Annotated in this window: 26 protein-coding genes and 1 pseudogene; 10 read left to right on the forward strand and 17 right to left on the reverse strand. The window is 71.9% G+C overall.

Going from position 1 to position 23,943, the window contains the following annotated elements:
- Window positions 1–22: 22 nt before the first annotated feature.
- The 7 genes from JSQ78_RS08830 to JSQ78_RS08860 form a co-directional block, all read right to left on the reverse strand.
- Window positions 23–1,525, reverse strand: a complete 1,503-nt coding sequence (locus JSQ78_RS08830; RefSeq protein ID WP_211447066.1) for a catalase — start codon at window positions 1,523–1,525, stop codon at window positions 23–25.
- A 113-nt stretch (window positions 1,526–1,638) separates the two neighbouring features.
- Window positions 1,639–2,076 carry a Fur family transcriptional regulator gene (locus tag JSQ78_RS08835; RefSeq protein ID WP_211447067.1) on the reverse strand — a complete coding sequence of 146 codons (438 nt, stop codon included), beginning with the start codon at window positions 2,074–2,076 and terminating at the stop codon, window positions 1,639–1,641.
- 53 nt (window positions 2,077–2,129) lie between these two features.
- Window positions 2,130–2,969 (reverse strand): sulfurtransferase, encoded by an 840-nt coding sequence (locus JSQ78_RS08840; protein WP_211447068.1) that lies wholly within the window; start codon window positions 2,967–2,969, stop codon window positions 2,130–2,132.
- A gap of 134 nt (window positions 2,970–3,103) precedes the next feature.
- The gene (locus JSQ78_RS08845; RefSeq protein ID WP_211447069.1) at window positions 3,104–3,631 is read right to left on the reverse strand and encodes a hypothetical protein; all 528 of its coding nucleotides are present in this window, start codon (window positions 3,629–3,631) and stop codon (window positions 3,104–3,106) included.
- 101 nt (window positions 3,632–3,732) lie between these two features.
- Window positions 3,733–4,305, reverse strand: coding sequence for a hypothetical protein (locus JSQ78_RS08850; protein WP_211447070.1), 573 nt, complete (start codon window positions 4,303–4,305; stop codon window positions 3,733–3,735).
- A complete protein-coding gene (locus JSQ78_RS08855) occupies window positions 4,302–4,583 on the reverse strand; it encodes an ABC transporter ATP-binding protein (protein WP_211447071.1) in 282 nt (93 codons plus the stop codon). Before JSQ78_RS08855 ends, JSQ78_RS08850 begins: the two co-directional genes overlap by 4 nt.
- Entirely contained in the window at window positions 4,580–5,167 is a 588-nt protein-coding gene (locus tag JSQ78_RS08860) for a hypothetical protein (protein ID WP_211447072.1), read from the reverse strand. Before JSQ78_RS08860 ends, JSQ78_RS08855 begins: the two co-directional genes overlap by 4 nt.
- 72 nt (window positions 5,168–5,239) lie before the next feature.
- Here JSQ78_RS08860 and JSQ78_RS08865 point away from each other — a divergent pair, with 72 nt between their 5' ends.
- From JSQ78_RS08865 to JSQ78_RS08875, 3 genes are all read left to right on the forward strand, one after another.
- Window positions 5,240–6,460: an amidohydrolase gene (locus JSQ78_RS08865; RefSeq protein WP_211447073.1), complete on the forward strand. Its 1,221-nt coding sequence runs from the start codon at window positions 5,240–5,242 to the stop codon at window positions 6,458–6,460.
- 125 nt (window positions 6,461–6,585) lie between these two features.
- The gene (locus JSQ78_RS08870) at window positions 6,586–7,161 is read left to right on the forward strand and encodes an NADPH-dependent FMN reductase (RefSeq protein ID WP_211447075.1); all 576 of its coding nucleotides are present in this window, start codon (window positions 6,586–6,588) and stop codon (window positions 7,159–7,161) included.
- A 15-nt stretch (window positions 7,162–7,176) separates the two neighbouring features.
- Entirely contained in the window at window positions 7,177–7,446 is a 270-nt protein-coding gene (locus JSQ78_RS08875) for a YciI family protein (protein WP_211447077.1), read from the forward strand.
- 19 nt (window positions 7,447–7,465) lie between these two features.
- Here the strand turns inward: JSQ78_RS08875 and JSQ78_RS08880 are convergent, their stop codons facing one another.
- On the reverse strand, window positions 7,466–8,338 hold the full coding sequence (locus JSQ78_RS08880) for an Fpg/Nei family DNA glycosylase (RefSeq protein ID WP_211447078.1): 873 nt from the start codon (window positions 8,336–8,338) through the stop codon (window positions 7,466–7,468).
- A gap of 154 nt (window positions 8,339–8,492) precedes the next feature.
- Here JSQ78_RS08880 and JSQ78_RS08885 point away from each other — a divergent pair, with 154 nt between their 5' ends.
- Window positions 8,493–8,936, forward strand: a complete 444-nt coding sequence (locus tag JSQ78_RS08885) for a hypothetical protein (RefSeq protein WP_211447080.1) — start codon at window positions 8,493–8,495, stop codon at window positions 8,934–8,936.
- Window positions 8,937–8,985: 49 nt separating this feature from the next.
- Here the strand turns inward: JSQ78_RS08885 and JSQ78_RS08890 are convergent, their stop codons facing one another.
- Window positions 8,986–9,975, reverse strand: a complete 990-nt coding sequence (locus JSQ78_RS08890) for an NYN domain-containing protein (RefSeq protein WP_211447081.1) — start codon at window positions 9,973–9,975, stop codon at window positions 8,986–8,988.
- Window positions 9,976–10,108: 133 nt separating this feature from the next.
- Here JSQ78_RS08890 and JSQ78_RS08895 point away from each other — a divergent pair, with 133 nt between their 5' ends.
- On the forward strand, window positions 10,109–10,390 hold the full coding sequence (locus JSQ78_RS08895) for an iron-sulfur cluster assembly accessory protein (RefSeq protein WP_211447082.1): 282 nt from the start codon (window positions 10,109–10,111) through the stop codon (window positions 10,388–10,390).
- A 148-nt stretch (window positions 10,391–10,538) separates the two neighbouring features.
- On the opposite strand, the pseudogene dnaB reads toward JSQ78_RS08895, so the two are convergent.
- The 6 genes and pseudogenes from dnaB to JSQ78_RS08925 all read right to left on the reverse strand — a co-directional run.
- A pseudogene (gene dnaB, locus JSQ78_RS08900) lies at window positions 10,539–11,888 on the reverse strand (replicative DNA helicase); the annotation flags it as partial.
- 393 nt (window positions 11,889–12,281) lie between these two features.
- Window positions 12,282–12,734 (reverse strand): 50S ribosomal protein L9, encoded by a 453-nt coding sequence (gene rplI, locus JSQ78_RS08905; RefSeq protein WP_211447083.1) that lies wholly within the window; start codon window positions 12,732–12,734, stop codon window positions 12,282–12,284.
- 12 nt (window positions 12,735–12,746) lie between these two features.
- Complete coding sequence (gene rpsR / locus JSQ78_RS08910) at window positions 12,747–13,004, reverse strand: 30S ribosomal protein S18 (protein ID WP_021010585.1); 258 nt, start codon at window positions 13,002–13,004, stop codon at window positions 12,747–12,749.
- A 54-nt stretch (window positions 13,005–13,058) separates the two neighbouring features.
- Complete coding sequence (locus tag JSQ78_RS08915) at window positions 13,059–13,598, reverse strand: single-stranded DNA-binding protein (protein ID WP_211447084.1); 540 nt, start codon at window positions 13,596–13,598, stop codon at window positions 13,059–13,061.
- Between the two features lie 2 nt (window positions 13,599–13,600).
- Complete coding sequence (gene rpsF, locus JSQ78_RS08920) at window positions 13,601–13,963, reverse strand: 30S ribosomal protein S6 (protein WP_211447085.1); 363 nt, start codon at window positions 13,961–13,963, stop codon at window positions 13,601–13,603.
- A gap of 170 nt (window positions 13,964–14,133) precedes the next feature.
- Window positions 14,134–15,594, reverse strand: coding sequence for a CCA tRNA nucleotidyltransferase (locus JSQ78_RS08925; RefSeq protein ID WP_502756123.1), 1,461 nt, complete (start codon window positions 15,592–15,594; stop codon window positions 14,134–14,136).
- 56 nt (window positions 15,595–15,650) lie between these two features.
- Between JSQ78_RS08925 and JSQ78_RS08930 the strand changes: the two genes are divergently transcribed.
- From JSQ78_RS08930 to trxA, 5 genes are all read left to right on the forward strand, one after another.
- Window positions 15,651–17,669 (forward strand): DUF6049 family protein, encoded by a 2,019-nt coding sequence (locus JSQ78_RS08930; RefSeq protein ID WP_211447087.1) that lies wholly within the window; start codon window positions 15,651–15,653, stop codon window positions 17,667–17,669.
- Window positions 17,666–19,315, forward strand: coding sequence for a murein biosynthesis integral membrane protein MurJ (gene murJ, locus JSQ78_RS08935; RefSeq protein WP_211447088.1), 1,650 nt, complete (start codon window positions 17,666–17,668; stop codon window positions 19,313–19,315). The genes JSQ78_RS08930 and murJ overlap by 4 nt, the downstream gene beginning before the upstream one ends.
- Window positions 19,316–19,409: 94 nt before the next feature.
- Complete coding sequence (locus JSQ78_RS08940) at window positions 19,410–19,799, forward strand: hypothetical protein (RefSeq protein WP_211447089.1); 390 nt, start codon at window positions 19,410–19,412, stop codon at window positions 19,797–19,799.
- 45 nt (window positions 19,800–19,844) lie between these two features.
- A complete protein-coding gene (gene trxB, locus JSQ78_RS08945; protein ID WP_211447090.1) occupies window positions 19,845–20,819 on the forward strand; it encodes a thioredoxin-disulfide reductase in 975 nt (324 codons plus the stop codon).
- Window positions 20,816–21,127 carry a thioredoxin gene (gene trxA / locus JSQ78_RS08950; protein WP_021010593.1) on the forward strand — a complete coding sequence of 104 codons (312 nt, stop codon included), beginning with the start codon at window positions 20,816–20,818 and terminating at the stop codon, window positions 21,125–21,127. Before trxB ends, trxA begins: the two co-directional genes overlap by 4 nt.
- A gap of 57 nt (window positions 21,128–21,184) precedes the next feature.
- Here trxA and JSQ78_RS08955 read toward each other — a convergent pair whose 3' ends face one another.
- Complete coding sequence (locus tag JSQ78_RS08955) at window positions 21,185–22,228, reverse strand: ParB/RepB/Spo0J family partition protein (protein WP_211447091.1); 1,044 nt, start codon at window positions 22,226–22,228, stop codon at window positions 21,185–21,187.
- Window positions 22,225–23,058 (reverse strand): ParA family protein, encoded by an 834-nt coding sequence (locus JSQ78_RS08960; RefSeq protein WP_211450579.1) that lies wholly within the window; start codon window positions 23,056–23,058, stop codon window positions 22,225–22,227. The genes JSQ78_RS08955 and JSQ78_RS08960 overlap by 4 nt, the downstream gene beginning before the upstream one ends.
- Between the last annotated feature and the right edge of the window lie 885 nt (window positions 23,059–23,943).

A 23,943-nucleotide genomic window follows, 5' to 3' on the forward strand; every position in this document is an offset into this window, starting at 1 on the left:
CGCGGGCCTCGCGCGTGAGCCGCTAGAAGACCGCGGGCGTGCGCACCGGCTCCGACGCGAGCGACGTGCGCGGCTCGGTGATGGGCGTCAGGCCCGCCGCGACGCGAGCGCCGAGGTCGGCGTCGACGTTCGTCCAGTACTGCAGCGCGCGCTCGCGGATCTCCGGCACGCGGGTCTTGCCGACGTGGCCGACGATGTTCGCGACGAGGCGCTCGCGCGCGGGCTCGTCGAGCACCTCGCGGTAGAGGGTGCCGGCCTGACCGAAGTCGTCGTCCTCCGGGTGGAGCGTGATGGCCGAGCGCACGAGCTCGCCGTCGTTCTCCCAGCCGCGATCGTCGCCGGCGGCGGCGGGGTCGGCCGCCGGGCCGCCGAACGAGTTCGGCGCGTACACGGGCGCGGCGGGCGAGCCGAAGCCGTGGCGCATCGAGCCCTCCTTGTCGTAGGAGTGCACCTCCGTGCGGGCGCGGTTCACGGGCAGCTCGGCGTGGTTGACGCCGATGCGGTAGCGCTGCGCGTCGGCGTAGCTGAAGATGCGCGCCTGCAGCATCTTGTCGGGGCTCGCCGCGATGCCCGGCACGAAGTGCGCGGGGCTGAACGCCGCCTGCTCGATCTCGGCGAAGTAGTTCTCCGGGTTGCGGTTGAGCGTCATCTGCCCGACCTCGATGAGCGGGTAGTCGCCGTGCGGCCACACCTTCGTCAGGTCGAACGGGTTGAAGCGATAGGTCTCCGCGTCCTCGTAGGGCATGACCTGCACCGAGAGGGTCCACGACGGGAAGTCGCCGTCCTCGATCGCGCCGTAGAGGTCGCGGATGTGGTGGTCGGCGTCGCTGCCCGCGAGCTGGTCGGCCTCGGCCTGCGAGAGGAACTCGTTGCCCTGGTTCGTCTTGAAGTGGTACTTCACCCAGAAGCGCTCACCGGCTGCGTTGATCCACTGGTAGGTGTGCGAGCCGAAGCCGTCCATGTGGCGCCAGGTCTTCGGCAGGCCGCGATCGCCCATGAGCCACGTCACCTGGTGCGCCGACTCGGGGCTCAGGGTCCAGAAGTCCCACTGCATGTCGTTGTCGCGCAGGTGCGAGCCGGGCAGGCGCTTCTGCGAGCGGATGAAGTCGGGGAACTTGATGCCGTCGCGGATGAAGAAGACGGGCGTGTTGTTGCCGACGAGGTCGTAGTTGCCCTCGCTCGTGTAGAACTTGAGCGCGAAGCCGCGCGGGTCGCGCCACGTGTCGGGGCTGCCCTGCTCACCGGCGACGGTCGAGAAGCGCGCGAGCATCTCGGTCTCGACACCCGGCTGGAAGAGCGCCGCGCGCGTGTACTGCGACACGTCGTGGGTCGTGACGAAGGTGCCGTAGGCGCCGCCACCCTTGGCGTGCACCACGCGCTCCGGCACGCGCTCGCGGTTGAAGTGGGCGAGCTTCTCGACCAGGTAGTGGTCGGTGAGCGCGATCACGCCGTTCGGGCCGGCGCTCTGCGAGTGCGCGTCGCTGCCGATCGGGGTGCCGACGCTGTTGGTGGTGGGCTTCGTCATGCGGTGTTCCGTCCTTCTCGTCCTGCTGGGCATGTTGGGGATCGTGGGGCGCGCGCGGTCGAGCCGCGCGAGCGGTGGCGGATGGGCTCCGTCGCCCGGGCGCGCGCGTGCCGTCAGGCGACGGTGCTCGAGCCGACGGTGCCGGTGCACTCGGCGCACAGGCCGACGAACGTGACGTCGGCGGCCTGCACCGTGAACCCGGGCGGCGCGTCGGCGTGGAGGCACGGGGCCTCCCCCACGACGCAGTCGACGTCCTCCACCTTGCCGCAGCGCGAGCACACGGCATGGTGGTGGTTGTCGTCGATGCGCCGCTCGTAGCGCGCGGGCGAGCGCTCGGGCTCGAAGCGACGCAGCACGCCCGCTCCCGTGAGGTCGCCGAGCACGTTGTGCACCGACTGCACCGAGGTGCCGTGGCCCGCGTCGGCGAGCGCGCGGTGCACGGCCTCCGCGTCGGAGTGCGGCATGCGGCCGAGCACGTCGAGCACCGCGAGCCGGCCCTGCGTCACTCGCAGGCCGCGCTCGCGCAGCAGCTCGACATCCGTCTCGTTCACATCCTCACCCTACCAGTTATCGTGAACGATTCAAAAGAACGCCGCGTCGGCGATCAATCGCCGGTCGTGACGGGGCGGCCGGAGTCGGCCCGCCCCCACCCCGCCCACGAGCCGTCGTACACCGTCGCGTCGCGGCCGACGAGGGTCGCGGCGAGCGCGACGACGGCCGCGGTGACGCCCGAGCCGCAGCTCGCGACGATGCGCTGCTCCCCCGCCGCCTCGCGGAGCCGCTCGGCGAGCTCGGCCTCGGGCAGCAGCCGGCCGCCGGGAGCGAGCGCGGCGTAGTGCAGCGATCGGGCACCCGGCATGTGGCCCGCGCGCACGTCCGGGCGCGGATCGGGCTCGGCGCCGCGGAAGCGCGCGGGCGATCGCGCGTCGAGCACCGCCGCGTCGCCCTCCGCGAGCGCCGCGGCCGTGGTGTCGGCGTCGACGAAGGCCGACGCATCCCATCGCACCGTCACGTCGCCCCTCCGACCGGTGCTGTCGGAGACGGGGGCGAGCGGATGCCCTGCGTCGGCCCAGGCGGGAAGGCCCCCGTCGAGCACGGCCGCGTCGATGCCCGCGGCGCGGAGCATCCACCACGCGCGGGCGCTCGAGAACATGCCGGCCGCGTCGTAGGCGACCACGCGGTCGCCGTCGCGGATGCCGATCGCCCGGAGCTCTCGCTCGAGGTCGTCGGGCGCGAGCGCGTCGTGCACGCCGACGGGACCGAGCCCATCCGCTTCGTCATGCCTCGAGAAGCGGCCGTCGAGGTCGAAGCGCACGGCGCCCGGGATCCCCTCGGTCGGCAGCGGCTCGACCGTGCCGGGCGGCGCCATGCTCGCATCGAGGACGATGAGGCCGGGCTCGCCCAGGCGCTCTGCCAGCCAGTCGACGTCGACGAGATCGCGCATGCCCCCATCGTGGCAGGCGCCGAGCGCTACGGCTGCAGCGGCGCCACCCAGCCGGGGAGCGGGAACGGCACCGAGGGCTCGACCGTGCCCCGACGACGAGCGCGATCCACGCCCAGCCGCCGCAGACCGCGGCGCTACGTCTTCTTCTTGTCCTTCTTCTCGTCGACGATGCCGCCGATGAGCCCGCCGATCGCGCCGCCGAGGGCGCCGCCCGCGGGTCCGCCGATCATGGCGCCGATGCCGGCGCCGATCCCGGCGAGGCTCGAGCCGTAGCTCTGGCGCGCGATCGCGACGGTCGTGGATCCGTCGTCGCCGGGCGAGACCTCGAAGGAGCCGACCGCGGCTGAGGCGACGACGAGCGCCACGGGACTCGTCGTGCCGCTCGCGGCCATCCGGTCGTAGATGCTCCTCGACTCGAAGAACGCGCGCTGCGCATCGGCCTTGCCCTCACCGGCCTCGAAGCCGATCCGGTAGAGCTCGAGCAGCGTGCGCGCCTCGTCGCCGTCGATGAGCTCGGCGGCCTGCAGGCGGTCGAGGACCGCCTCGTGGTCGCTGATGAGATCGCCCTTCGAGGCCTCCATCACCCGACGGGCCTCCGCCCGCGCCGCATGCATGAGCCCGGCGATGTCGATCACCGGGTGCGGCTGGTGCTCCGTCTTCATCGCGCGCCTCCTCCTCGAGTCGCGATCGTGGTGGCGTCAGTGAAGCACCGCGCGCACGCCGACGGTAGGGGCGAGATCCGCGGCACTCGCAGGCCGCGCGCTCAGCGCTGCTCGTCGGGGAACGCGGTGATGACCTGGCCGGAGCCGAGGCCCACGCCGACGGTCACCATCCACGAGCGGGTCGTCTCGCCGCCGTCGACGTGCTCGACGAGCACGTCGTAGTTGAGGATGTCCTCGCGGTACTCCTCCACTTGCGTCGGCTGCTCGAGGGCGCGGTCGATCGCGAACCACGCGACGTCCTCCCACTCGGCGCCGACGAGCTCGGCGAGCTCGCCGAAGTCGCCGGTGTGGCCGTCGGCGATGTGCCGCCAGCCCGCGCCGTCGGCGTTCCCGCAGCGCATGACCGCGTCGCCGGCCGGCACGCCGAGCTCTGGCCATGCCGCACGGTCGAGCACCGCGAGCGCCTCGCGACCCCCGCGCCCCTCGCACTCGGCATCCGGGTCGACGTCGTGCGCGACCGGGTCGAAGGCGACGCCCTCGGCGCGCAGGTGCGGGCCGTCCGCCTGGCCGGCGGCGCTCGGCGGCGCGGCGGGACCGGTCGCGCTGCAGCCCGCGAGCAGGACGACGGCGCTGGAGGTCAGGGCGACGGCGGTCCGCAGCGCCGCGCGGCTCACGCCTCGAAGCCGTCGCGCTTGTCGAGGTCGGCCGAGGAGCGACCCTTGGGCTTCACGGCGAGCATGAGCGTCGCCGTCAGCAGCAGCGTGAGGATGAAGCCGACGCCGCCGAAGATGAGGGCGAGCACGACGTCGCGCACGGTCATGAAGACGATGAGGCCGATGAAGAGGCCGGCGGCGCCCGCGAACGCGAGGTACTCGAAGGGCTTCAGCTGCTGCTTGCGGGTGGGCTGGACTGGGCCGTCGTTCAGGCGCCCGTCGTTCAGGGGGTCGCTCATGCGTCGCTCCGCTCGGGTTCGGTGGTGGCGCGCGCAGGTCGTGCCGAGAGCGCCGCGAGCGCGAGGTAGACGCCGACGATCACGGCGTAGGCGCCGATGAGGCCGGTGAGGGTCACGGCGTCGCGCGTGAACGCGAAGACGACGCCGAGGACGAGGGTGAGGACCGCGACCGCGCGCCAGTCGCGAGCGAGCCGGAGCGTGCGCGCAACCGCCGCGTCGCGCATCCGCCACCAGCCCGAGAGCTCGAGCGCGCCGGCCGGGAGCGCCCAGGCCGCGACGGCGAGGCCGAAGGCGGTCTCGGTCGGCAGCGCGACCGCGAGCACCGCGGCGACGACGGCCATCACGGCCGACCAGGCGGCGACGAGGGCGGGCCAGCCGCCTGCGGCGGCGGGGACGAGCCGGCGCCCGAGCCAGAGCGCGAGCGCGGTGCCGGCGAGCAGCACCGCGAGCGCGATGAGCCCCACGAGCGCCGAGTGCAGCTGCACGAACGGCAGCGGCAGCCCGACGACGAGCGCGGGGACGGCTCGCATCGCAGGGAGGTGCCAGGGGTGCAGTCCCTGCGAGGGCCCGGAAGTCTCGGTCACGGCTCTCCTCACAGCTGCTGCCATCCTACCGGCGGCCGCCTCGGCGGCGCCCGGCGCGACTACGCTGACGCCATGACCCTGGAGCGCCACCGCCCGTTCATCGAAGACCTCTACCGCGAGCTGCACGCGCACCCCGAGCTCTCGAACCGCGAGCACCGCACGGCGGCCCGCATGGCCGAGCTGCTGCGCGAGCTCGGCCTCGAGGTGCACGAGGGCGTCGGCGAGTCGACCGGCGTGGTGGGGATCCTCCGCCGCGGCGAAGGGCCGACGGTGCTGCTGCGCGCCGACATGGACGGTCTGCCGGTCACCGAGGTCGAGCAGGTGCCCTACCGCTCCACGGCGACCGACGAGTGGGAGGGGCAGGTCTCGGGCGTCATGCACGCGTGCGGCCACGACACCCACATGGCCTCGCTGCAGGGCGCGCTGCGCGTGCTCGCCGACCAGGACGACTGGTCGGGCACGATCGTCGCCGTCTTCCAGCCGGCCGAGGAGCTCATCAACGGCGCCCGCGGCATGCAGGAGGGCCTCCGAGCGCTGCTGCCCGGCGGCATCGACATCGCGCTCGGCCAGCACGTCATGCCCGGCGCGGCCGGCGAGGTGCGCTTGAGCGGCGGACCGGTGATGGCCGCGAGCGACCACCTCATCCTCACGGTGCACGGTCGCGGCGGCCACGGCTCGCAGCCCGAGAAGACGATCGACCCGATCGTGCTCGCGGCCTCCATGGTGGTGCGGCTGCAGACGATCGTCGCGCGCGAGGTCGCGCCCTCCGACCGCGCGGTCGTCACGGTCGGCACATTCCACGCCGGCACGAAGCAGAACATCATCCCCGGCTCGGCGCGGTTCGAGATCAACGTGCGCACCTTCGAGGCGCCCGTGCGGCGCCGCGTGCTCGCCGCGATCGAGCGCATCGTGCAGGGCGAGTGCCAGGTCGCGGGCGCCCCGGCCGCGACGATCGAGCACGGCGACGCCGCGCCGCTGACGATCAACGACGAGGATGCGGCGGCCCGGCTCGCCGAGGCGTTCGACGCCGCGTTCGGCGAGGCCCACGCGCCCGGCGAGCCGCTGCTCGGCTCCGAGGACTTCAGCGACCTGCCGGCGACGTGGGGCGCGCCGTACGTCTACTGGTTCTACGGCGGCTTCGATCCCGCCCTCGTTGCGCAGGCGCGCGAGCGCGGCACGTTCGACATCGACGTGCCCTCGAACCACTCGCCGAACTTCATCCCCGTGATGCAGCCGACGCTCGACACGGCCACGACCGCGATGGTCGCCGCCGCGCGCGCGTTCCTCGCCTGACGTTCCGCGGTCGCCCGCCGCGCCCGGCCCGCGAGGGCCGGGAATGCGCATCCGCTCGACCGAGTTGTCTGGACCTGGTGCCCGACGCCGTGTGCCGTGACCATGCCGCGACAGCAAGGAGAGTCATGTCCGCACGCCCCCAGATCGGCATCATCGTCGGCAGCACGCGCCCGGTGCGCGTCGGCCGACCCGTCGCCGACGAGATCGCCGCGCTCATCGAGGGCGCCGACGCCGACGCCGTCATGCTCGACCTCGCGGAGCTGCGCCTGCCGCTGCTCGACGAGGCCATGCCGCCGGCCTCCGGCGTGCGCTCGAACCCGCACACGATCGCGTGGGCGGAGGGGATCGATGCGCTCGACGGCGTCGTGTTCGTCACTCCCGACTACAACTCCGGCTACCCCGCCGCGCTGAAGAACGCCATCGACTACCTCAAGCACGAGTGGGTCGGCAAGCCGGCCGGCATCGTCTCGTACGGCTGGGCCGGCGGAGCGGTCGCCGCGGCGCAGCTCTCGGCGGTGCTCACCTACATCGGGCTCGCGCTCGACGAGCAGGGCGTGCAGATGGCGTTCGAGCGGGGCGACTTCGACGAGTCGATGCGGCTCGCCGACCCGACGGGCTTCGCCGCCCGCTCGATCGAGCCCCTCCGCGCGCTCGTCGAGCGCGTCGTCGCCGCCTCGAGCGCCGCGCTCGTCGACGCCTGAGCCTAGGCTGAGAGCATGATCGCCGTCATCGCCTCCTTCACCGACGACCCCGCCCGCCTCGAGCTGCGGCCGCGCCACCGCGAGCGGCTCGTCGAGCTGCACGAGCAGGGACTCGTCATCGCCGCGGGGCCGTTCGGCGACCAGTCGGGCTCGCTCGTGCTGTTCGCGACCGACGATGTCGACGAGGTGCGGGCGGCGATCGACGCCGACCCGTACTACTCGGCGCCGGGGGTGGCGGTCGAGACGATCCAGCCGTGGAGCATCATCGCGGGGGCGCTGGGCTGAGCCCGATCGCCGCGGGCGCTCAGCGGCGCACGCCGAGGCGCGAGAGCACGCGGTCGGCGAGCGGCTTGCCGCCCGTCTGGCACGTCGCGCAGTACTCGAAGGTGCTGTCGGCGTAGATGACCTGCCGCACGGTGTCGCCGCAGACCGGGCACGCCTCGCCCTTCCGGCGGTGCACGCGCATCCCCTGCTGCTTCTCCGCCTTGAGCGATGACGCCTCGACGCCTCGCGCGCGCTCGACGGCGTCGCCGAGCACCTGGCGGAGCGCCTCGAAGAGGCGGTGCACGTCATCGGGCGGCATCGAGGCGGGGTGGAACGGCGACATGCGAGCGGCGTGCAGGATCTCGTCGGAGTAGGCGTTGCCGATGCCCGCGATGCGCTGCTGATCTCGCAGCACCCCCTTGATCTGCGCGCGTCCCGCCTTCGCGAGGATGCCCGCGAACCGCTCCTCGGTGAACGAGGGCTCGAGCGGCTCGGGCCCGAGCGTCGCGATCGACAGCACCTGCTCGGGGTGCCGCACGACGTGCAGCGCGAGCCGCTTCTGCGTCGCTTGCTCGGTGATGTCGACGCCATCCCCGTCCGGCTCGAGCTGCACGCGAGCGGCGAGCGGGCCGCGGCCGCGACCGGCGGTCGGTCGGGGCGCGCCGTCGCGCCAGCGGATCCAGCCCGAGCGGGCGAGGTGCACGACGAGGTGCAGGCCGGTGTCGACCGCGACGACGAGGTGCTTGCCGCGCCGGTGGACGTCGGTGACGGTCGCGCCGCGGAGGGCGTCGACGGATGGGTCGTAGGTCTTGAGCGCGGCGATCTCGGTCACGTCGACACGGCGGATCACGCGACCGACGAGGCGCTCGGCCAGGTCGGTCGCGAGCGCCTCCACCTCGGGCAGCTCCGGCATGCGACCCAGTCTGCACCCGCGCGGCTCAGCGATGAGAGGGCTCTCATCCAGCCTTCCCGTCCGCCTCACGGGCGCTGGCGAGAGTGGAGGCACAGCGACGGAGACGGGCCGACCGCCTCCGCGTCACAGCACACGGACCCCGCAGGAGGACACCATGAACACCAAGTGGATCGCGATCGGCACGCTCAGCACGCTCGGCATCGGGGCCATCGCCGCGAGCGCGGCGGGCGTCGCGAACGCCGTCGAGCTGCGGAGCGCCGACGGTCAGGTCGTCGAGCAGGCAGCCGTCAAGGGCGACCTGCTCGAGCGCGGCACCGTCGGCATCACGACGACCGGCGACCACGCCTCGGTCGTCTCGGCGGCGACGGCGCCGTCGGCGACCGACGCGCCCTCCGCCCCGTCGGCGACCCCGGCGCCCGCGCCGCAGGTAGCCGCTCCGGCAGCCGTCGACTCGGCGCCGTCGGCCGCATCCGCAGCGGCCGCGCCGGCGGAGCCGTCGGCACCGTCGCCGGCCTCAGCGCCGAGCCCCGCCTCCGCGCAGTCGCCGGCCTCGCCGATCTCGGCGCCGTCGGCGCCGTCGGCCGCCTCGAACGGCTGACGCGCGCGGTATCGCGAAGCGCCTCGCCGGCTCGGCGGGGCGCTTCCGCTCACGCGCGGCGCAGCCGCAGCAGGCGCGCCTGCCCGTCCTCGCGCACCTCGACGAGCTCGTCGCGCGCGCCGAGGAAGTCGGAGAAAGAGCGGTGGCCGAGCGACTTCTCGTTGAACACCGGGTCCATGCGCTTCATCTGCTCCTTGACGACGTTGGCGTGCAGCCACTCGTCGTCGCCCTTCTGCAGCAGGATGCGCAGGGCGCGCTCGAGCAGGCCCGTCGCGGCGTCGCCGCGCTGCTCGGCGGTCGGCTCGACATCGCGCTCCTGCGCGACCGACTCGCTCGTCGCCCGACGGCGTCGTCGGGCCGGCTTCGACTCGGCCACCTCGACCGCCTCCGCCTCGATCTGCTTCGCCTGCTCGGGCGTGGGCTCCGGCGCGTCGGGCTCGGCCCGCTCCTCGCGGCGCGAGCGCTCGACCGGCACGACGCCCGGGAGCGCGTCGTAGTCCGCGAACTCGTCGCACGCCGCCGCGAGCGACTTCGAGGTCGACCCGGCCACGCCGATCCCGACCATGAAGCGGCCGAGCCGCTTCACCCGCTGGGCGAGCGCGATGTAGTCGCTGTCGCCCGCGACCACCACGACGTGCGTGATGTCGTCGAGCCGGAAGAGGTCCTCGACGACGTCGATCGAGAGGCGGATGTCGGCGCCGTTCTTGAGCGCTCGGGTGGTGGGGAACATCTGCACGAGATCGACCGCGCGAGCGAGCAGCTGGTCGCGGTAGGCGGCGTGCGCCGGCACCGACCAGTCGGCGTAGGCGCGGCTGAGCACGATCGAGCCGTAGCTCGACGCGTAGTCGATGATGGCGCCGAGGTCGACGGTCGCCTCGGCGAAGCGCGTGCGGGCCTTCGACTCGCGGCCGTCGATCGGCAGCGTGCGGACCTTGTCGCTGTGGAAGGCGCCGCGACCGTGCAGCTGGTCGTAGCGTGAGATGAGGATGTTGTCGAAGTCGATGTAGACGGCGACGCGCGCCTCGGAGTCGGTGGGCATGCCTCCAGTGTGGCAGGGCCCGTCGCGGACGACCCCCGGATGCCCGCGCGGTGACACGCCCGAACCGGGACCCGGCTTGCGAGCCGGCCGGATCCTCGGCATCGTGGCCCGCTCGCCAACGGAAGGAGCAGCCATGCTCACCTTGACCGAGAACGCCCAGACCGTCATCGGCGGCATCGTCCAGCACGCGCAGGCCGCCGAGACCGGTGGCCTGCGCATCGCCCAGGAGCAGGGCGGCGCCGGGCTCGGCGTCACCGTCGCGACCGCGCCGGAGGCCGACGACCAGGTCGTGGAGGCCGCCGGCGTGCGCGTCTTCCTCGACCCCTCGGCCGCGACCGCGCTCGACGACAAGGTGCTCGACGCATCCGCCTCGGCCGACGGCCGCGTCGACTTCGCGGTCGGCCAGCAGGCCTGAGACCGACTTCGAGGGGCCCGACCGCGCGGTCGGGCCCCTCGTCGGCTCAGCCCTCGTAGGGCGGGGGCGGTGCCCCGTAGGGCGCGCCGCCGAAGGGCGTGCCGGCCGGCGGGATCGCCGGGGCTCCCCCGTCACCCGGACCCATGCCCGGCGCGATGTCGGCGAATCGCGCGAGGTGTCCGTGGAAGGCGACCGGGATGGTCTTCGTCGGGCCGCCGCGGTGCTTGGCGACGATGATGTCGGCCTCGCCCGGCCGGATGTCGCGGTCGTACGCGTCCTCGCGGTGGAGCAGCATGACGATGTCGGCGTCCTGCTCGATCGAGCCCGACTCTCGCAGGTCGCTGATCGCCGGCTTCTTGTCGCCGCGCTGCTCGGGACCGCGGTTGAGCTGCGAGAGCGCGATGACCGGCACCTGCAGCTCCTTCGCGAGCAGCTTGAGCGAGCGCGAGAACTCGGAGACCTCCTGCTGGCGCGACTCGACCTTCTTGCCGCTCGTCATGAGCTGCAGGTAGTCGATGACGACCATCCGCAGGCCGGCCTGCTGCTTGAGGCGGCGGCACTTCGCGCGGATCTCGACGAGCGTGAGGTTGGGGCTGTCGTCGATGTAGAGCGGTGCGTCGTTGATGCGGCCCCGCACCTGCGCGAGCGTCGTCCAGTCGCGGCCCTCGATCGCGCCCTTGCGCAGCTTCTGGAGCAGGATGCTCGACTCGGCGGAGAGCAGCTTCATCGCGATCTCGGTGCGGCCCATCTCGAGCGAGAAGAAGACCGACGGCAGGTCGCTCTTGATCGAGCACGCGCGCACGAGGTCCATCGCGAGCGTCGACTTGCCGATGCCGGGTCGCGCCGCGATGACGATCATCTGACCCGGGTGCAGGCCGTTCGTGAGCTCGTCGAGCTCGCGGAAGCCGGTCGGCACGCCCGTCATCACGCCGTCGAGGCCCTTCGCGGCCTCGATCTCCTCGATGGCCGCCTCCACGGCCATGCTGAGCGGCACGTAGTCCTCGGCCTGCTCGTCGCCCATGACGGAGTAGATCTCCGCCTGCGCGTGGTTGACGAGGTCGGTGACCTCGCCCTCGGAGGCGTAGCCCATCTGCACGATGCGCGTGCCGGCCTCGACGAGGCGGCGCAGCACGGCCTTCTCCGCGACGATCTCGGCGTAGAAGCCGGCGTTCGCCGCGGTCGGCACCATCGAGGTGAGCGAGTGCAGGTACTGCACCCCGCCGGCGCGCGAGAGCATGCCGGTCTTCGTGAGCTCGTCGCTCACGGTGATGACGTCGGTCGGCTCGCCGCGCGAGTAGAGCGAGAGGATCGCCTCGTAGACGATCTCGTGCTTCGGCTGGTAGAAGTCGCCGCCCCGCACGGTCTCGAGGCAATCGGCGACCGCGTCCTTCGAGAGCAGCATGCCGCCGATGGCGGACTGCTCGGCGAGCAGGTCGTGCGGCGGGGTGCGCTCGCTGTACCGGCTCTCGTCGAGCCCGATCTCTGCCAAGTCGGTCACGCTGCTCCTTCCGGCTCGATCGTCTCGTGGGCTGCCCACACGGCCCAGCCAGCGGGAGCCTGCATCAGGCTAGGAGGCCCCCGTCGCCTCAGCGAATCCTGCTGTGGAGAACTCTGTGGACGACTGGGGACAACGCCGCGATTTGACAATCGCGACACACCGCCCGCCTGTGCACAGTCCTGTGGAACTCCGCGCTGAAAAGCGCCGAAACACGCGGCTGACCGGACCTTTCTCTTTGCACAGGACGTGGGGAGAAGTGGGGTTGAAGTACACATTGAGACTTCCAGCGCTCCTTCAGGTTCGCTTGAGAGCCGCGCCCCGCATCCGCCCCGTCCGCAGACGACGAGGGCCCGCATCCATGACGGATGCGGGCCCTCGAGCGAGGTGGCGGCCCTACTTGGCTGCGACCACCTTGAGCGAGATCGTCGCGACGATCTCGTCGCGCAGGCGCGCGGTCGCCTGGTGGTCGCCCACCGAGCGGATCGGCGTCGGGATCTCGATGACGCGCTTGTCGATCGAGCCGTGACCGGCTGCCTCGACCGCCTCGGCGATGTCCTTCGTCTGGATGGAGCCGAAGAGGCGTCCCTCGGAGCCGGCCTTCGCCTTCAGCGTGACGACGTTCGCCTCGAGGCGGGCGCGGAGGTCCTGCGCCTCCTCGATCGTGGCGTGCTCGCGAGCGACGCGAGCGGCCTTGATCTGCTCGACCTGCTTCTCGCCGCCGCGCGACCACGCGACAGCCAGGCCCTGAGGCACGAGGTAGTTGCGGGCGAACCCGTTCTTGACCTCGACGACGTCACCAGCGGAGCCGAGGCCGGAGACCTCGTTCGTGAGAATGAGCTTTGCCATGTGTCAGTCCCCTCAGCGTCCGGCGCCCGAGTAGGGCAGGAGCGCCATCTCGCGAGCGTTCTTGATCGCCTTGGCGATCAGGCGCTGCTCCTGCACCGACACGCCGGTGATGCGACGGGCGCGGATCTTGCCGCGCTCCGAGATGAACTTCTTGAGCGTCGCGACGTCCTTCCAGTCGATGACGCCGACCTTGATCGCCTTGGCGGGAGCGAGCGGCTTCCCGCCCTTGCCGCCGCGCGGCTTCCTGTTGTTCTGCGGCTTGCCAGCCATGTGTCCTTCTTTCGTGCTCGGGACTGCCGTCCCGGTGATGCTTGGAGAGAGCCCTTAGAAGGGGGTCTCGTCGTTGTAGGAGGTGCCGGGGGCTCCCCAGACGTCGCCGGTCGACTGCGGCTGCGCGGCCGGCTGGCCCCACGGCTCGTCGGCGACCTGCTGGGGCTGGCCGAAGCCGCCGCCCTGGCCGAACTGCTGCTGCCCGCCGGAGCTGCGGCCAGCGCCGCCGCCCGTCGTGCGCGTCACCTGCGCGGTCGCGTAGCGGAGCGAGGGGCCGATCTCGTCGACCTCGAGCTCGATGACCGTGCGCTTCTCGCCCTGCTGCGTCTCGAACGAGCGCTGCTTCAGCCGGCCCTGCGCGATGACGCGCGAGCCCTTCTGCAGGCTCTGCGAGACGTGCTCGGCGAACTCGCGCCACACCGAGGCGCGGAGGAACAGCGCCTCGCCGTCCTTCCACTCGTTCGCCTGGCGGTCGAACGTGCGTGGGGTTGACGCGATCGTGAAGTTCGCGACCGCGAGGCCGTTCTGCGTGTAGCGCAGCTCCGGGTCGGCAGTCAGGTTGCCGACGACCGTGATGATCGTCTCGCCGGCCATGGCTACTCGGCCTCGACCTCTGCGGGGGCCTCGGCCTTGGCCTCGCGCTTCACGGGCTCCTTGCCGGCGCGGGCCACGGCGACGTCGGCGCGGAGCACCTTCGTGCGCATGACTGCCTCCGACAGCTTCAGCTGGCGGTCGAGCTCGTCGCTCGTCGCCGGCTCGGCCGTGAAGTTCACGACGGCGTAGATGCCCTCGGTGCGCTTGTCGATCTCGTACGCGAGGCGACGACGGCCCCAGATGTCGACGTTGTCGATCGTGCCGCCGTCGTTGCGGACGACACCGAGGAACTTCTCCAGGGACGGGGCGACAGTGCGCTCGTCCACCTCCGGGTCGAGAATCACCATCAGCTCGTACTGCTGCATGCTTCACCCACCTCCTTCGGACTAGAACGGCTGCAGGCGGTCTGCAGCAGGAGGGTATGCATGGTGCGCGGGCCTCGTGCTCGAGGACGAGCAGCGCCCGCACAACCTGTCAACTGTACCGCAGGGCCCGCGCATGCATCAATGGCGGATCGGCGAGACCCGGACGACGATCAGGCGTCGCGCGCCGCCCACCAGTCGCGCAGCACCTGCTCGGCGCGCTCCTCGCCGAGCGGGCCGTGCTCGAGGCGCTGCTCGAGCAGCATCCGGTACGCCTCTCCCACCTCGCGGCCGGGCGGGATGCCGAGCACCTCCTGGATGCGGTTGCCGTCGAGATCCGGGCGGACGGCCTCGAGCTCCTCCTGCTCGGCGAGCTCGGCGATGCGCCGCTCGAGGTCGTCGTAGGCGAAGTCGAGCCGCTCGGCCTTCCGCCGGTTGCGGGTCGTGACGTCGGAGCGGGTGAGGATGTGGAGCCGCTCGAGCAGCGGGCCCGCATCGCGCACGTAGCGACGCACCGCCGAGTCGCTCCACGCCTGGTCGCCGTAGCCGTAGAAGCGCAAGTGCAGCTCGACGAGCCGCGCGACCGCCTTCACCGTGTCGTTGTCGAACCGCAGCGCCTTGAGCCGCTGCTTCGCCAGCCGCGCGCCGACGAGGTCGTGCTGGTGGAACGTCACGGTGCGGCCCTCGATGCGGCGGGTCGCCGGCTTGCCGATGTCGTGGAGCAGGCCCGCGAGCCGCGAGACGAGGTCGGGCGCGGCATCCGGGTTCCGCGTCGCCTCGAGGTCGATGCCCTGCTGCAGCACCGTGAGCGAGTGCTCGTAGACGTCCTTGTGGTGCGCGTGCTCGTCGGCCTCGAGCCGCAGCGCGGGCACCTCGGGCAGCACGCGGTCGAGGATGCCCGTGTCGGTGAGCAGGCGGATGCCCGGCACCGGCCGGCTCGTCAGGAGCAGCTTCGAGAGCTCGTCGCGCACCCGCTCGGCGGAGATGTCGAGGATGCGGTCGGCGAGCTCCGCCATCGCGGCCCGCACGCGCGGCGCGACCTCGAAGCCGAGCTGGGCCGAGAACCGCGCCGCCCGCATCATGCGCAGCGGGTCGTCGTCGAAGGAGCGCTCCGGCGCCTGCGGAGTGTCGATGACTTGCGCGAGCAGGTGCTCGAGCCCGCCGCCGACGTCGACGAGCTGGGGCACCGCATCCGCCCCACCCGTCTCGCCCCGCGCGGGCGTGACGCGCAGCGCCATCGCGTTGACGGTGAAGTCGCGCCGCACGAGGTCGTCCTCGAGCGACTCGCCGAAGCGCACCGCCGGCTTCCGCGAGACGCCGTCGTACTGGTCGGCGCGGTAGGTCGTGATCTCGACATCGGCGCCGCGGATGCGGGCGGCGATCGTGCCGAACTCGCGGCCGACGTCCCACGTCGCGTCGGCGAGCGGCGCGACGAGCCGCAGGATCTCGTCGGGTCCCGCGCTCGTCGTGTAGTCGAGGTCGGTGACCGGGCGGTCGAGGAAGGCGTCGCGCACCGGTCCGCCGACCAGGGCCAGCTCGTGGCCGGCGGCGGCGAAGGCCGCCGCGAGATCGCTCGTCGGCGTCGATCCCACGAGCGCGTGCAGTCGCGCGGTCGCCTCCCCCATGTCGGTCACGAGCGCCCATTCTGCCGCAGTCAGGGCCCATGAGTGCGTTGCCTACACTTGGGCGCATGCTGTCGGCAGGTCGCCTGACGCGGCGGAGCGCGTCAGCGTGCGCCGTCGCGGCTGTCGCGACGGCGCTCCTCGCGGCTCCCGTCGCCGGGGCGCCGGAGGCCGTCGCCACGCTGCCCGCCACGACGCCGGCCGCGGAGGCGCCGACGCTCGAGCTCGCGCCCGTCGACCCGCTGCTGAGCGCCGGCGAGGGGCTCGAGCTCGAGGTCGCGCTCGACAACCGCTCGAGCGCGATCGCGCCGGCGACGAGCGTCGACGTGCTGCTCACCGCCTCGCCGATCGCGACGCGCTACTCCCTCTCGCGGTGGTTCGCTGGCGAGGCGATCGCAGCGAACCGCGTCGTCGCGACGGTCGAGCTGCCCGCCGTCGCCGCGCTCGACGAGCACTCCGTCACCGTCTCGATCGACGCGGATGCGCTGGGTCTCGAGGGCGCGCCGTGGGGCGCGTACGGGCTGGCCGCGACCGCGCCGAGCCTGACGGGCGCGACGAGCGTCGTCGTGCTCGACGAGCCGGGCGAAGCGAGCCCGACGCGGCTCGCGCTCGCCGCGCCGATCGACGCACCCACCGGTGCGGAGGGGCTGCTCGACGCCGAGCAGCTCGAGGCGGCGACGGGCGTGGACGGCGACGCGCGCGCGGCGCTCGACGCGGCGCTCGGCGCCGGCGCGACGATCGGCGTCGACCCGGCGATCGGCGCCTCCGCCGCCGCGCTCGGCGATGAGGCACCCGAGTCCGCGATCGACTGGCTCGACCGCGCCGACGCGCCGGGCGCCTTTCCCCTCCTATACTCGAACGCCGATCCGATCGCGCTCGTGCGGGCCGGCCACTACCCCATCGAGCCGCTCGGCATCCCGCGCGAGGACGGGCCCCCGCTGCCGGCCTCCGCCGGCGAGGTCGGCACGCGCGAGCCCGTGATCGACGCGACGGCGGTCGTGCTCGACGAGGAGGAGCTCGCGGCCCTCGCCGCGATCGGCACGGTCGTCGTGACGACCTCGAGCCTCGACGAGGAGATCGGCGGCCGCACGCCCTCCGCCCACGCCACGGTCGACGAGGTCGACGTGCTCGCCGCCGACGGCGAGCTGCAGCAGCTCGTCACGACGGCGGCCTCGGTCGACCCGCTCGCGGCCGCGCACGCTCGCGCCGAGGCGATGGCGCTGCTCGCGACGATCACGCGCGAACGGCCGAGCGACCCGCGCACGCTCGCGGCGGCCCTGCCTGCGACGACGCAGGGATCGACCGTCGAGCTGCTCGGCGACCTCGCCGAGGCGGGGTTCGTCGAGACGGTCGGCGTCGACGAGGCGCTCGAGCTCGAGCCGAGGGACGCGCGGCTCGCCGAACCGGAGGCCCCGGCCAGCACGGAGGGCGCCGAGCTCGTGCAGGCGGCGCTCGCGCAGGAGGCGGACGCCGCGCGCATCGCCGGCATCGTCAGCGACCCCTCGACCCTGCTCGCATCGCTGCGGCTGTCGCTCCTCACCGCCCTGCCCGACGCGGGCCTGCCCATCACCGACGCAGACCGCGAGGCGATCGAGGGGCTGGGGGGCGAGCTCGCCGACCTGCGCACCGCGGTCGAGATCGTCGGCGGGAGCGAGATCCACGCGGTCGGCGAGAGCGTGCCCATGCCGGTGACGATCGTCAACCGGCTCGAGGTGCCGGCCGAGGTCGTGCTCTCGCTCCGCGCCTCGAACGCGCTCGTGAACGTCTCGCAGCCGTCGACGTCGGTCACCCTCGCGCCGGGCAGCCAGCAGCGCGTGCAGGTGCCCGTCGAGATCGTCGGCACCGGCACGGTGCTCGTCATCGCCCAGCTCCACACACCCGACGGCGTCGCGCTCGGGCAGGTGCAGACGCTGCGTGTCACCGCGCAGCCCACGATCGAGACGGCCGTAGCCTGGGTGCTCGGCAGCGCCATCGCGCTGCTGCTGGTGTTCGGCATCTGGCGGTCGGTGCGCAAGCGGCGCAGGGGCCAGGCGCGCGGCGACCTCGACGCCCCAGGATCCAGCGTCACGGCGGAGGAGACCGGGTGAGCACAGGCAAGGCCAGCGCGATCATCGCAGCGGGCACGATGGTCTCGCGGGTGCTGGGCTTCGTGAAGATGGTGCTCCTCGCCGTCGCGATCGGGCAGTCGACCTCGAAGGCGGCCGAGGCGTTCGGCATGGCCAACCAGCTGCCGAACAACGTCTACGCGCTCGTCGCGGGCGGCGTCATGAGCGCCGTGCTCGTGCCGCAGATCGTCAAGGCATCGAAGGGCGCCGACAACGGTGAGTCCTACGTCTCGAAGATCCTCACGCTCGGCGGCACCGTCTTCCTCGTGCTCACGATCGTCGCGACGATCGCCGCTCCCCTGCTCGTCGACATCTACGCCATCTCGGCCGGCGACGACGGTCGCGGCTTCTCCGACGAGCAGATGGCGCTCGCGGTCGCGCTCGCCTACTGGTGCATGCCGCAGATCCTCTTCTACGCGATCTACACGCTGCTCGGCGAGATCTACAACGCGCGCAGCCAGTTCGGCCCCTACACGTGGGCGCCGGTCGTCAACAACATCGTCTCGATCGCGGGCCTCGGCGCCTTCATCCTGCTGTTCGGCACCGACCGGGTGAACAAGTTCGTCGACGTGTGGGACGCCGACCGCATCACGATGCTCGGGCTCGTGACGACCGGCGGCGTCGCGGTGCAGGCGCTCGTGCTCGTGCTCTTCTTCCGCAAGACAGGGCTCAGGTTCCGGCTCGACTTCGGCTGGCGCGGCGTCGGCCTCGGCGCGACGGGCAAGGCCGCGCTGTGGCTGTTCGGCATCGTCATCATCGGCCAGGTGAAGGGCATCGTGCAGTCGCGCGTCGCCTCGCTCGGCGAGGGCGCGAACATCGCGACGATGCAGAACTCCTGGTACGTCTTCTCGCTCCCGCACTCGATCATCGCGGTCTCGATCGCGATCGCCTTCTTCACCCGCATGTCGCACCACGCAGCGCGCGACGACCTCTCCGGCATCCGCCTCGACGTCTCGAGCGCGCTCCGCTCGGTCGGCATGCTCACCACCATCTCGGCGTTCGTGCTCGCCGTCATCGCCGTGCCGTTCTCGCGGATGCTCGAGGGCGGGTTCGATCCGACCCTCGCGATGGCGTTCACCATCTGGGCGTTCCTCGTCTGCCTCGTCGCGTTCAGCGCGGAGTTCGTGCTGCAGCGCGTGTTCTTCGCGCTCGGCGACACCCGGACCGCCTTCCTCTACTCGTGCGTCGGCATGTTCATCACCTTCGCACTGCTGTGGTGGGCATCGACGCTGCCGGCGGAGTGGGTCATCGCCGGCACCGCCCTGTCGGTCTCGATCGCGAACCTCATCTCGTGCGCCGTCTGGCTCGTGCTCGTGCGGCGCCGCATCGGCCAGTTCGGCTTCAAGCTCATCGGCCTGCGCCACGTGCAGTACCTCGCGTACTCGCTCGTCGCCGCGGCGGCCGGCGTCGCCGTCACGTTCGCGCTCGGCGGCTACCGCGCCGACGGCTTCGGCACCGCGACGGTCGCGAGCGCGGCGATCACCTGCGTCATCGCCGGCGCGGTGATGGGCGCCGTCTACTTCGCCCTGCTGTACCTCACGCGCAACCCCGACTTCCGCACGACCGTCGACCTCGTGCTCGCGCGGTTCCGCCGCGGCCGCGGCCAGTCCGACGCCGCCGAGGCCTGATCCGCGGCTCGACCAACCCAGTGCTCGCGCAGATGCGCGCCCTCTAGCATCGGCTCGAACGGCGGTGCGAGCGCACCGCGCGGAAGGGGACGCCATGGCTCGATCGTTCATCCGCCTGGCCGCGCCCATCGTCGCGGGCGCGCTCGCGGCCGCTGGCGCGATCGTCGGGGCATCGCTCTCGCGCGAGCGCAAGCAGCAGCGCGAGCTCGAACCGCCGTCGACGCCGCTCGCGGTCGAGGGATGGTGGTCGTCGGATGCCTCCTCGTCGCTCGCGCACGCGCATCCGGCCGTGCTCATCATCGACGCCGACTCCGGTCGGCTCGTCGACTCGTGGGACCGCCGCTCGCGCTCCCGCGTCGCGAGCCCCGTCGTGCGTCGCACGCCCGAGTGGCCGACCGCGGGCCTCATCGTCGTCGATGCCGCGACCGGCGACCTGCTGACGGTCGTGGGCGAGCCCGATCGCCCGGGAATGCCCGCCACCTAGAATCGGTTGTTCCCCACGCATCCCCCATCGACCTCAGGAGACGCAGTGCACGACGTCATCATCATCGGCTCCGGCCCGGCAGGATTCACCGCCGCGATCTACGCGGCGCGGGCCAACCTGCAGCCGATCGTGCTCGCGTCGAGCGTCGAGCTGGGCGGCGACCTCATGACGACGACCGAGGTCGAGAACTTCCCCGGCTTCCCGAACGGCGTGCAGGGCCCCGAGCTCATGTTCGCGATGCAGCAGCAGGCCGAGCGCTTCGGCGCCGACGTGCGCATGCAGGATGCGACAGAGCTCGAGCTCGACGGCGAGGTGAAGCGCGTGCACGTGGGCGATGAGGTGCTCGAGGCGCGCACGGTCATCTACGCGACGGGCTCCGCCTACCGCAAGCTCGGCATCGCCGGCGAGGAGCGCCTCTCGGGCCACGGCGTCTCGTGGTGCGCGACGTGCGACGGCTTCTTCTTCAAGCAGAAGCAGCTCATCGTCGTCGGCGGCGGCGACTCGGCCATGGAGGAGGCGACCTTCCTGACGAAGTTCGCCGACAAGGTCACGATCGTGCACCGCTCCGAGACCTTCCGCGCGAGCCAGGTCATGCTCGACCGCGCCCGCGCCGATGAGAAGATCGAGTTCCTGACCAACGCCACGATCGACGAGATCACCGGCACCGAGTCCAACGGCACCGAGCAGGTCAGCGGCGTGATCCTCCGCGACACGGTCTCTGGCCGCACGTGGAGCATGCCCATCGACGGCGTCTTCGTCGCGATCGGCTCCGACCCCCGCACGCACCTCGTGCACGGCAAGCTCGACCTCACCGATGAGGGCACGATCGCCGTCGAGGGCCGCTCGTCGCGCACGTCGGTGCCGGGCGTCTTCGCCGCGGGCGATGTCACCGACCCGACCTACCGACAGGCGGTCACGGCCGCCGCGTCGGGCACCGTCGCCGCGCTCGACGCGCAGCACTACCTGGCCGCGCACGCCGTGCCGGCATTCGCCACGAGCCCTGAGGAGGCCGCACTGTGAAGGAAGTCACCACCGCATCGTTCGAGCAGGATGTGCTCAACGCCGACAAGCCCGTCCTCGTCGACTTCTGGGCCGCCTGGTGCGGTCCGTGCCGCGCGGTCAGCCCCATCCTGGAGCAGATCGACGGCGAGACCGACAAGCTCGACGTCGTCAAGGTGAACGTCGACCAGGAGCCCGACCTGGCCATGCGCTACAACATCACGTCGATCCCCGCCATGAAGCTCTTCCAGGGCGGCGAGGTCGTCAAGGAGCTCATCGGCGCCCGGCCGAAGCCGGCGATCGAGCAGGAGCTCGCGGCGTTCCTCTGATCGATGCGATGACGAAGCCCCGTGGATGCGTTCCACGGGGCTTCGTCATCCGTCGCGTCACGCGGTCGGCGTGGGTCCGTCGAAGCCCTGCTCCCCCAGCTCCGCGAGGATGCGCCCCAGGTCGGCGACCGTCGCGAAGTCGATCGTCAGCTGCCCCTTCGAGCGGCCCAGCGCGATCCGTACACGCGTGTCGAGGCGATCCTCGAGGCGACGGGCGATCTCGTCGAGGCCGTGCTGCACGGCGCCCTTGGTCGGGGTGCGACGCGGGCTGCGGGTCTGCACGAGGCCGGCGGCGGCTTCCGCGGCACGAACTGAGAGATCCTCATTGACAATCTTCGCCGCGAGCTGGTCCATCGCCTCCGGCGTCGGCAGCGAGAGGATCGCCCGGGCGTGCCCGGCGGAGAGCACCCCGCTCGCGACCCGGCTCTGGATCGACTGCGGCAGCTTCAGGAGACGGATGGTGTTGGAGATCTGCGGCCGGCTGCGGCCGATGCGCTTCGAGAGCTCCTCCTGCGTGATGGCGAAGTCCTCCATCAGCTGCTGATAGGCCGAGGCCTCCTCGAGCGGGTTGAGCTGCGCGCGGTGCAGGTTCTCGAGCAGCGCGTCGCGCAGCATCGCGTCGTCCGGGGTCTCCTTGACGACCGCCGGGATCGCCTCGAGCCCCGCTCGCTGGCTCGCGCGCCAGCGCCGCTCCCCCATGATGAGCTCGTAGTGGGTGCCGTCGTCCCCCGCCGCGACGGGACGCACGACGATCGGCTGGAGCACGCCGAACTCGCGGATCGAGTGCTCGAGCTCGGCGAGGTCGTCCTCGTCGAAGACAGTCCGCGGCTGGTTCGCGTTCGGCCGGATGTCGGTCGGCGCGATCGCGGCGAGGCTCGCGCCCGGGATCTGCCGCAGCTCGACGTCCTCGTCCTCCTCACCCGAGAAGAACACGTCGACCGGCCGGCTGCCCGGCTTCGCGGGGCGTCGGGTGCGATGCTGCGCGGGCGCGGTGCGGATCGGCGACGCCTCGGCCTCCTCCGCCGTCGCCCGCTCCGCGGGCGCGGGGCCCGTCGGGATGAGCGCGCCGATGCCTCGCCCGAGTCCTGCCTTCTTGCTCATGCGGCTCCTCTGCGTGCGATCTCGGCCGCGGCCTCGCGATACGAGAGCGCGCCCGGAGAGTTGGGGTCGTAGGCGATGACGGTCTGGCCGTAGCCCGGTGCCTCCGAGACGCGCACCGAGCGCGGGATGACGGCCTCGAGCGTCTGCTCCCCGAAGTGCGCGCGCACCTCGTCGACGACCTGGCGCGAGAGCAGCGTGCGGCCGTCGAACATCGTGAGGAGCACGGTCGAGAGCTCGAGCTTCGGGTTGAGGTGCGCCTGGATGCGGCCGATCGTGTCGAGCAGCTGCGAAACGCCCTCGAGTGCGTAGTACTCGCACTGGATGGGCAGGAGCACCTCGGTCGCGGCGGTGAAGGCGTTGATCGTCAGCAGCCCGAGCGATGGCGGGCAGTCGATGAACACGTAGTGCGGAGGCTGCCCGGCGTCGGTCAGGTAGGCGTCGAGCGCCTCGCGCAGGCGGTGCTCGCGTCGCTCCATGCCGGCGAGCTCGAGATCGGCTCCGGCGAGGTGGATCGTCGACGGCACGACGAGCAGCCGATCGCTCTGCGGGCTCGTCGCGACGGCGGTCTCGAGCGGCTCGCCGTCGATGAGCACGTCGTACGTGCTCGTGACATCTGCGTGGTGGTCGATGCCGAGCGCAGTGGATGCGTTGCCCTGGGGATCGAGGTCGATCACGAGCACTCGAGCCCCGGCGATCGCGAGTGCGGCAGCCAGGTTGACAGCCGTCGTGGTCTTGCCGACGCCGCCCTTCTGGTTGACCACGGTGAAGATGCGCGTGCGAGCCGGCAGCGGCAGCTCGACCGAGGAGAGCGCTTGACGCCTGCGGGCCATCGCCGCCAGCTCGCGTGCGATCGGCGTCGTGTCGAACTTTCCCGTGGTCACGCGTGCCTTTCCTGTCGATGTTTCACGTGGAACATCACCGCTTGCGGGATCCGCGCGCTGTGGTGCAAGCCTCCAGTCTGGCCCCGATGGCACCGGATCGCAAAGTCAGGACAGATTCGATCGGTGCAACGTTGCGGGCCTGTTCTCCACAGTTCTCCACAGGGTGCGCCAGCAGCCGGAGCTTCAGCCGAACCGACACCGATGGTGGAACCAGTACGGAGAAGCCGCCGACATCCCAGTTATAGCGCGGAATGCTGGCCGTCGAGCGGGTTCGCTCCCAGGAAAGCGAACGACGTTCATCTTCCGTTGTCCACATTTCTCCACAACCTCTGCAAGACACGTGGGTCACTCCAGGACCGTGCGCCGGCCCGACCAGGCCCGGCGAGTCGCGAATGTTGCACGTGAAACATCGACGCGGCTTGGAGGCAGGTGGAGGCGCGTTCATTCACCGCGGCGCGTTTCACGTGAAACCGGTCGGTTCGACGCCCAGATCGTCCGCTCGTCCATCCCTCGTCACCGCGCTCCTCCCGTGAGACCCAGCGCCACGGATGATCGGACATTGTTCGACGAGTTTCCAATCGGCATGATCGCGGAGCGGACGCCCATGGTGGTGGTGGCGCCGGCTGCGCCATGCATGACCAAGGCGCTGTCGCTCACGCTGTGTTCCGGAGAAGCTCGTGGCTCAGCGTCGAAGAGCACTGTGCGCGCGTTGCGTTTCACGTGAAACGCGGCGCCCGGGCCGAGCGCTTCCGACCGCTCTGCCCGCGTCAGCCTCACTGATCCGCGCCCGCGCGCCGCACGCAGGCAAGCCGGTGCTCCAACTCACCGCTCATC

It is taken from the genome of Agrococcus sp. Marseille-Q4369 (assembly GCF_018308945.1).
Lineage (GTDB): Bacteria > Actinomycetota > Actinomycetes > Actinomycetales > Microbacteriaceae > Agrococcus.